Source organism: Methylobacterium sp. J-048 (genome assembly GCF_022829515.1).
Classification (GTDB): domain Bacteria; phylum Pseudomonadota; class Alphaproteobacteria; order Rhizobiales; family Beijerinckiaceae; genus Methylobacterium.
Window position 1 is genome coordinate 1 of the sequence record NZ_JAKSYL010000208.1, and the last position, 1,037, is coordinate 1,037.

Below are 1,037 nucleotides of genomic sequence, written 5' to 3' on the forward strand. Positions count from 1 at the left end.
TCAAGACCGAGGCCTACCCCCTGGCAAAGGGGTGGGTGCTCGACCTTGTCGAGATGGTCCGCACGAACGAGCAGGTGACGATAGCGCTGAAATCCGATCAGGCTCAATGGAAGCGCGGCAGGGTGCGTGCCGCGATCCTGCTAGCGCATCCGGTGAAGGGGTGAGCGAGCCTACGACCATGACCACCAACAGCAGGCACTGGTTCTATGACAGCAGGCTGATGGTCTGCTCGTTCTGCCTGCTGTCAGTCGTCGCCATCTTCTGGCAGGTGAGCAAGTTCGAGGGGTTCCAGCCAATCTTCACCTGCGCCACCGCGAAGGATGTCGATCGCTTGTTGCTCTCCTCGGGGATGGACGCCTGCATGGGCAGTGCGCGTTCCCAGTCCGAAACAGAGCGATGCATGCGGACCGTCTATGTGCTGGCCTGCATGAAGGAGCAGTGGCGCTAGATGATCGCGTCCGCGTAGCCGCATGTTCGAGGACTCGGACCCGATCGTGGAAGCTGTGGCGGTGATCACGTCCCGCGGCCACTTCGTCGAGCCCGACGATGAATTCGAGAGGTAGCGCGTCGATGGCGGCGCATGGATCACCGCCGGTGACCTGCTGGCTCTCGCGATCTGCCTCAGCTTGAACGCCGAGGGCAGCCGGCTGCAGTAGCGCGCGATGCCTCAGACCCTTACCGGGCTGGATCCTGATCACCGCCGTCGTCCTGTCGGGTGCGGGCGGCGGTTACTCGGCGGCCCGGATGCTCACGACGGTTCGGGACGGGAAAGCGATTGAGCGGCGTGATATCGGGGGCGCAGCGGCTTTCGTCGTCCTGCTGGTGGCATCCGCCTTGATGCTCTGGCTCGTCGACGGGAGATGACCAGATGCCGACCGAGGCGCATGCCCAACGGGCTCAAGAATGTGGACAAGCATAGATCTCGTGGACATCACCCGCGTAGCAAAACCAGCGCACTTGCGATCCCGGCCGCTGCCCATGGACTGGATACGAAGCAGCGATCCCAGATATCAGCGCTTCGGCATGGCCAGCGTCAT

General features: G+C 63.1%; 1 protein-coding gene. It reads left to right on the plus strand.

What is annotated here, in order from left to right:
* Positions 1 to 178: 178 nt before the first annotated feature.
* A complete protein-coding gene (locus MKL09_RS20820) occupies positions 179 to 448 on the plus strand; it encodes a hypothetical protein (protein ID WP_244023303.1) in 270 nt (89 codons plus the stop codon).
* Positions 449 to 1,037 lie beyond the last annotated feature (589 nt).

Excerpts from the sequence above, each read along its gene's own strand:
- MKL09_RS20820 (WP_244023303.1), top strand. The coding sequence starts at position 179 with ATGACCACCAACAGCAGGCACTGGTTCTATGACAGCAGGCTGATGGTC.